This window comes from Kitasatospora sp. NPDC032757, assembly GCF_055579305.1.
In genome coordinates this window covers 65,329-72,239 of the sequence record NZ_JBVINN010000017.1, presented here as the reverse complement: position 1 = coordinate 72,239, position 6,911 = coordinate 65,329, and the positions used below count along the sequence as shown (strand labels likewise).

The 6,911-nt window shown below is 76.4% G+C and carries 5 protein-coding genes; all 5 read right to left on the bottom strand.

Annotation, left to right across the window (positions count from 1 at the left end):
* Positions 1 to 296: 296 nt before the first annotated feature.
* Complete coding sequence (locus ACZ5WK_RS20270) at positions 297 to 2,720, bottom strand: ComEC/Rec2 family competence protein (RefSeq protein WP_465548744.1); 2,424 nt, start codon at positions 2,718 to 2,720, stop codon at positions 297 to 299.
* A 322-nt stretch (positions 2,721 to 3,042) separates the two neighbouring features.
* Positions 3,043 to 4,050: a helix-hairpin-helix domain-containing protein gene (locus ACZ5WK_RS20265; RefSeq protein WP_465548743.1), complete on the bottom strand. Its 1,008-nt coding sequence runs from the start codon at positions 4,048 to 4,050 to the stop codon at positions 3,043 to 3,045.
* A 175-nt stretch (positions 4,051 to 4,225) separates the two neighbouring features.
* Positions 4,226 to 5,071, bottom strand: a complete 846-nt coding sequence (locus tag ACZ5WK_RS20260) for a DegV family protein (protein WP_465548742.1) — start codon at positions 5,069 to 5,071, stop codon at positions 4,226 to 4,228.
* A gap of 193 nt (positions 5,072 to 5,264) precedes the next feature.
* Positions 5,265 to 6,053: a hypothetical protein gene (locus ACZ5WK_RS20255; RefSeq protein WP_465548741.1), complete on the bottom strand. Its 789-nt coding sequence runs from the start codon at positions 6,051 to 6,053 to the stop codon at positions 5,265 to 5,267.
* A 261-nt stretch (positions 6,054 to 6,314) separates the two neighbouring features.
* Positions 6,315 to 6,773, bottom strand: coding sequence for a hypothetical protein (locus ACZ5WK_RS20250; protein WP_465548740.1), 459 nt, complete (start codon positions 6,771 to 6,773; stop codon positions 6,315 to 6,317).
* Positions 6,774 to 6,911 lie beyond the last annotated feature (138 nt).

Genomic DNA, 6,911 nt, shown 5'->3' with positions numbered 1-6,911 from the left:
GGCTGCCCAAGCCGAATGGAAGAAGGAGCGGGGGGGGGGGGGGGGGGGGGCCACCTCTCTCTCCGGGGGGGGGGGGGGGCCCCCCCCCCCCCCCCCCCCCCCACTCCGCGCTGAGGGCCTTCCGGTCCGCTTCATGAGTGCCGGGCCAGGGCCCGAAGCGATGGCCTGGGAGCTCTTCTCACGCCGGCCCGGGCAGTGCCCGGGCCGGCGTGTCACCCTGGGGCCCCGCCCCCACCCCCCACCCCCTCCCCACCCTGTCCCCTCCTCCCGGTGGGGAGAGCGGAGAGCGGGGGCGGTCAGGCCGGCGGGCCGCGCGGCCCGCCGGCCGGGTGGAGGCCACGGGAAGCGCGAAGCCCGTGCGCGGCATGGGCGTTGTGCGGGTGGACGGCCGCGGCGAGGTGGGCCGGGGTGTCACCCGTGACGGCGATGTCCCCGGCGCGGTCCGTACGCAGCACCGTGGCACCGAGAGCACGCAGGTGATCGACCGTCCTGGCCGACGGGTGGCCGTACGGATTGCCCTCGCCGCAGGAGACCAACGCCAACCGGGGGCGTAGCGCCGCGGCCAAGTCCCAGTCCTGATGCGCCGAACCGTGATGGGCCACCTTCAGGACGTCCACCGTGACCCCGCCTCCCAATCTGCCCAGCAGCGCCGACTGGGCCGGTGGTTCGAGATCGCCCAAGAGCGCCAGCCGCAACCCGCCCGCGAGGGTCACCAACAGCGCCACACTGGCATTGTTGGCACCGGACGCATCCACCGGCAGCTCCGCTTCCGGCCATACCACCTGCCAGGACAACCCCGGCCCGGCCGATCGCCGTTCACCGCGCCTGGCCCGCAACAGCGGGACCCCGGCAGCCGTCGCCCACCCGGACACCCGTGCCGCCTCGCCCGGCGGGTCGCTCACGTTCGTTCCCTCGATCGCCCCGACCGCACGCCCCCGCAGCACCCCCGGCACACCCTCCACGTGGTCGGCATGAAAGTGCGTCAACAGCAGGAGCGGGACGCGGGTGATCCCGAGATCCCGGAGGCACCGGTCGGCCGCCTGCGGATCCGGACCGGCATCGACCACCACCGCACTGTCCGGAACCGAATCACCGTCCGTAGCCACCGGCAGCACCAGCATGTCGCCCTGCCCCACGTCGCACATGACCAGCCGCCACCCCGGGGGCGGCCAACCGGTCGCGAGCCGGGTGAGCAGGGGCGGGCGCAACAGCACGGCCAGCAGGACGAGGAGGAGCAGACCCGCGACCACCGGACGGATCCACCCGCCACGAAGGCGGCGGCCGGGTGCCCGGGAGCGCCGGGGCAGCAGGAGCGGCACCGTCCAGCACAGCGCCACGGTGGCCAGCCCGAGCGTCACCGTGCCGAGGAGGCCGCCCGGCCAGGAGAGCTGCCCGCCCGGCAGCTCGGCGCCGTACCGGGCCACTGCCGCCAGCCAGCCGGCCGGGAGGCCTGCCAGCTCGGCGAGCAGCCGGGCTGCTGCCGGGGAGAGCGGACCCAGGACGAGCGCCGCGAACCCGAGCAGCGTCGCCGGGGCCACGGCCAGCTCGGCCAGCAGGTTGCACGGGACGGCGACGAGGCTGATGTGCCCGGACAGCACCACCGTCACGGGTGCGCAGAGTGCCTGCGCCGCGGCCGTCGCCCCGACGGCGCCCGCCAGGTGGTGCGGCCAGCCACGTGCCCGCAGGGCCTGGGCCCAGTGCGGGCCGAGGGCCAGCAGCCCGGTGGTGGCGAGCACCGAGAGCAGGAAGCCGAAGGACCGCGCCAGGTAGGGGTCGACGAGCACCAGGAGCAGGACGGTGGCGGACAGGGCGGGCACCGCCTGGCGCGGACGGCCGGTGGCCAGCGCCAGCAGGCCGATGAGACCGGTGCCGGCGGCTCGCAGCACGCTGGGCTCGGGCCGGCAGACGGTGACGAAGGCCAGCGTGACCGCCGTGCCGAGCAGCGCGGTGGTGCGCAGGGGGATCCCGAACAGGGCGGCCAGGCCTCGCCGTTCGGGAGTACCGGCCTGGCCGGGCGCCCCGATCAGGAGGCCGAGGACGATCGCGAGGTTGGCCCCGCTCACCGCGACCAGGTGTGCCATGTCGGTGGCCCGGAAGGCGTCCAGGAGGTCGCCGGGCAGCCGCGAGGTGTCTCCGACGACCAGCCCCGGGAGCAGCCCGCGCGCGTCCGGCGGGAGCCCGTCGGTCGCCGATCGCAGGCCCGCCCGCAGCCGGCCGGCGATCCGCTGCGGCAGGCTGGGCGATGTGAGCTCTCGGGGCGGCCCGTGCGCGACCAGCAGCGCGGCCGACTCGTCGTCGTGGCCCTCCCCAGCGGGGCGGACGTCGGCCTCGGCGGCCACCCGGGCCGACGGAAGCAGCCGCTGCCACTGCTCGATCTCCGGTCCGCGTGCCAGGACGGTCACCGGGGTTCGGGTCCTGGTCGCACCGGCGCCCGGCCCGGGTTCGGGACCGGCCAGGACGGTGACCTGGTCCACCACGGCGTCCACGGTGAGGACTGCCTGCCCGGCGGCCGTCCCTCTGGTCCGGGAGGTGTGGGCCTTCGGGTCGCCGCTGATGGTCAGCTCGACGCCCACCTCGGGGGCGGGGCCGGCGACGTGGGCCAGTGCCGGCAGCGGACCCCGGTGCAGGTCAGCAGTGTGCAGCAAGGTCACGGCCGTGGCCGCCGCACCGGTGAGCAGCACCGCGGCCGCCGTCAGGCCTGCGCCTCGGCGCCGGCGCACGCCCGGGCGCATGAGCAGCACGACGGCGGCGAGCGCGGCCGCAGCCGCCGCCGGGAGCAGCAGGGAGCGGTGGCCCGCGCCCGGACCGAGGACGGCCGCCGTGACGGACCACGCCGCGACGGCGGGCAGGAGGAGGCGAAGGTCGCTGACCGACGGTGGAGTCGAGGACGGACGGGTGAGCGGCTGGACGGCGAGGGCCGTGGTGGCGGCGATGACGGTACCTCCCTTCGACCGGGTCGGTTGAGCGGGCCTTCAGCGGGGCCGGTTGGGCGGGTCGGGGAACGGCGACGGGCAGGGCGGGCGGGCCCGACAGGGCTGCCGGTCAGAGGGTGAGCATCGGCCTGATCTCCGCATAGGTGCGCTCGCCGATGCCGCTCACCTGCCGGAGCTGGTCGAGCGAGCGGAACGATCCGTGGGCCGCGCGGAACGCGATGATGCGCTGGGCGAGCGTCGGACCGACTCCGGGGAGCGTGTCGAGCTGTTCGAGGGTGGCGTGGTTCAGGCTGACCGGCTGTTTCGGCCCGGCCGGCGCAGGAGGCCCGGCACCCGCCCCGCCGGCCGGCGGGGCCGCGGACTCGCCGACGAGGATCTGCTCGCCGTCCGTCAGCACCCTTGCCAGGTTGAGGTTCTTGGTCTCCGTCTCGGGCAGCGGGCCGCCGGCCACGCGGAGGGCGTCGGCCACCCGGGAGCCGCCGGGGAGGGAGTGCACGCCGGGCGAGTGCACCCGGCCGCCGATGTCGACGACCACCACGGTGCTTGCGTCCGGACCGCCCGCACCGGGCGGAGCCGGGCCGGGGGTGGCTTCGGCCCGGCCCGGGACGTGAGCCCCCGGCTCCGCCGAGGCGACCGCCATCGCCGGCACGTCGACCGGTTGCGGCCTGGCCAGCCAGAAGTGCTGCACGCCGTAGCCGACGGCGAGCAGCAGCAGGACGGCCAGCCCCACCACGGCCCGCCGGTCGAGCATCACCGCCGGGCCCAACCGGAACGGCACACGATCCGGCGCGCCGGCCGACGGGCCACCCTCGGCCACCGCGCCGGCGGCGACCGCGCTGCCCGCCACCTCACCGGCCGGCCCACCGGGCCGGTGGCCGAACGGCAGCCCGGTGGGCGGCCCGGACGACGACGCGGCCGGCGAACCGGCCGGCTGCTCGGACAACGCCTCGACGGACGACTCGGCCGACCCACCGGCCTGCGGCCCGGTGGTCGTCGTCTCCTCGGCTCCGACCGGTCCCTCGGCCGCAGGCAACAGGGCCGCCATCCGCAGGCGGGCGGTCTCGGCCACCTCGTGGCGCTTGCGTGCGCCGATCCTCGTGCTCGTCAGGGGCGTCATGCGGAGCACGGTAGGAGCGGCCGGACGGCCGCGTGAGAATTTCCGAAAGCCTGTGGAAAAGCCGGGGGTTGTGGATAAATCAGGTCACTCACACGAGGGAGGAGCGCCCTTCAGGGTTGACCACTCGCCCTCCCAAACCGCTTCGGCTCGTCTCAGCTCGCCGTCCGAGCCCGCCTCAGCGCGGCGAGACCACCACGGCCAGCAGCCCCGGCCCGGCGTGCGCGCCGATCACCGCACCGACCTCGCCCACGTACAGTTCCCGCAGCCCGGGGACCCTCCCCCGCAGACGCTCCGCGAGCGGCTCGGCCCGGTCCTCGGCCGCCAGGTGGTGGACGGCGATGTCGACCTCCCGCTCCCCCGCCTGCTCGACCGCGATCTCCTCCAGCCGGGCGATCGCCCGGGAGGCCGTCCGCACCTTCTCCAGCGGCTCGATCCGCCCGCCGTCCAGGTGCAGCAGCGGCTTCACCGCCAGGGCCGACCCGAGCAGCGCCCGAGCCGCCCCGATCCGGCCCCCGCGGCGCAGGTACTCAAGGGTGTCCACGTAGAAGAAACCACTGGTCAGCGCCGTACGCCGAGTGACGGCCGCGGCCACCTCGGCCGCCTCCCGCCCGATCGCGATCGCCTCCGCCGCGGCCAGCACGCCGTACCCGAGGGCCATGCCGACCAGCCGGCTGTCCACCACCTGCACCGGGACGGACGCCTCGGCGGCCGCCAGCCGCGCCGCCTCCACGGTGCCGGAGAGCTCGCCGGAGATGTGCACCGAGACGATCCCCTGCGCGCCCGCCTCGGCGGCCGCCCGGTAGGCGGCGGCGAAGGCCTCGGGGCTGGGCCGGGACGTCGTCACCCGCTGCCTGCCACGCAGCGCCTCGGCCACGTCCTTGGGGGAGATCTCCACGCCCTCGGCGAGAACCGTGTCACCGACCGCGACGCTCAGCGGGACCACGGAGATTCCGTACCGGTCGACGGCTTCCTGCGGCAGATAGGCCGTGGAATCGGTGATGAGAGCGAGGGCGGCGGGCATGAGGCGGAGGTTACTCCGCGCCCGGCCCGGATGACAGCGCACCGACCAGGTCGAAGGCGCCCCCCGAGCAACGGCCGCTACCCCGGAGCCCCGCGCCCTCCCGGCCCTGCGGCCCACACACGCTCAGGCCCGCCACCCCCCGGGCCCACACCCGCTTGAGCCCGCCCAGGCCCGCCCCCGGTCCCACACCTGCTCAGCGGGCCGACGGGCCCGCCGACGGCTTCCGCAGCCGGTCCGCCAGCCGCGCCAGCGGGTCGGCCAGCCCCAGCAGCTCCTCGGCGCTCGGCCGCCCGCTCCTGCCGTCGGTCAGCCCGGCCCGCTGCACCTGCTCGCCGCCGGCGGCGGATCCCTGGGCAGGGCCCCCGTCCTCGCCGCCCCCGGCAGCAGCCCCACCGGAACCTCCGACACCACCCGCCGAGCCACCGCCCGACGAGTCCCAGTGCCGCAGCGCCCCCGCCTCGCTCTCGCACTCCTGGCTGAGCCGGCTCAGCTCGTCGTCGGCGAAGCGGTGCATCCGGTCCTGGGCGGCCCAGCGCATGGTCTCGGCGGAGTGCGTGATCCGCTCGGCCCGCTCCCGCAGCTCGGGCAGCTTGGCTGCGATCCGCCCGGCGTCGGGCTCGCGCTCCAGGAGTCGCAGCTCCCCGTCCAGCTCCGCCGCGTGGGCGTCCAGCCGCCGCAGGAGGGCGAGCGACTCGCCGAGCTGGCCGTCCTGGGCGCGGCCGCTCTCCAGGACCTGGCGGGTGCCGTCGAGGGAGGTCCGCAGCCCGAGCCGGACGGCCGAGATCTGGCCCTGCGGGCCGGGCTTGGTGTACGTCTTCGCCTTGAGGGTGACGTTCTCGACCGCGCGCCGGGCGTTGGCCTCGTGCCGCTCGACCTTCTGGGCCACCGCCTTCGCCGCCTTCACGGTGCCGACCACGGCCAGCACCACCACCGTGAGCCCGAAGAGCAGGGCCAGGCCGAGCATCACGCCGAGCACGTCCATCACGAGCCACCTTCCGCCAGCCGAACCGGCCCCCACCGGACCCAACGCGGGCCGGCCCACCGAGGGTTCCACGGTAGCGGCCGCGCCGGGCCCGGGGGCAGGGCAATAGGGGCTCTGCGCCGGAGATCAGGGACAGATGGGGGATCTCCCCCAGATCCCGGCCCCCGATCCCCAACGCCCCGGCATCCCCGGCGCCCCTGGCACCCCCCGGCACCCCCGGCGCCCCCGGCACCCCTGGCGCCACCCTCACCTCAGCCCACCTCAGTCCCGTGGCCGCGCCGCGAGCAGCTCCCGCACCAGCCGCACCGCCTCCGGCACTTCCACGTGGTCGTCCGGCGTGGCCCCGAAGTGCGCGCCCTCCGCCGTCAGCACGGCCGTGGCACCCAGCCCGGCCACCAGGTCGCGGGCGTGCGCAGCCGGGTCGGGCCGGTTAACCGGGTCGTCCAGGGCCTGGAGCACGCGGAATCCGTCCGCGGCGGCCCGGATCCGCTCCCAGTCGAACGGCTCGGCGAAGAACTCCTTCAGTACGTCGTAGCCGACGTCCCGGGCCGGCGTGGCGACCAGCAGCACACCGGCGAAGCGGCCGTGCGCCTCGGCGTCGGACTGCTCCAGGAAGCGGAGCACGGCCTCTTCTGGTACCGCCTGCTGGTCGGCCACGCCCCGCCGGACCCGGCCGGGGCGCCGGCCCACGTCGCCCGCCTCCTCGACGGGCTCAGGCACCTGATCAGCCCCCGGCCCCACCGCGCCGACCGCCCCACGGCTGCCGGCCGGCACCCACCGCCCGGCAGCCCCAGCCCCAGCAGCCCCCAGCAGCCCCCAGCAGCCCCAAACGAACGGGCGGGCGCCCCGAAGGACGCC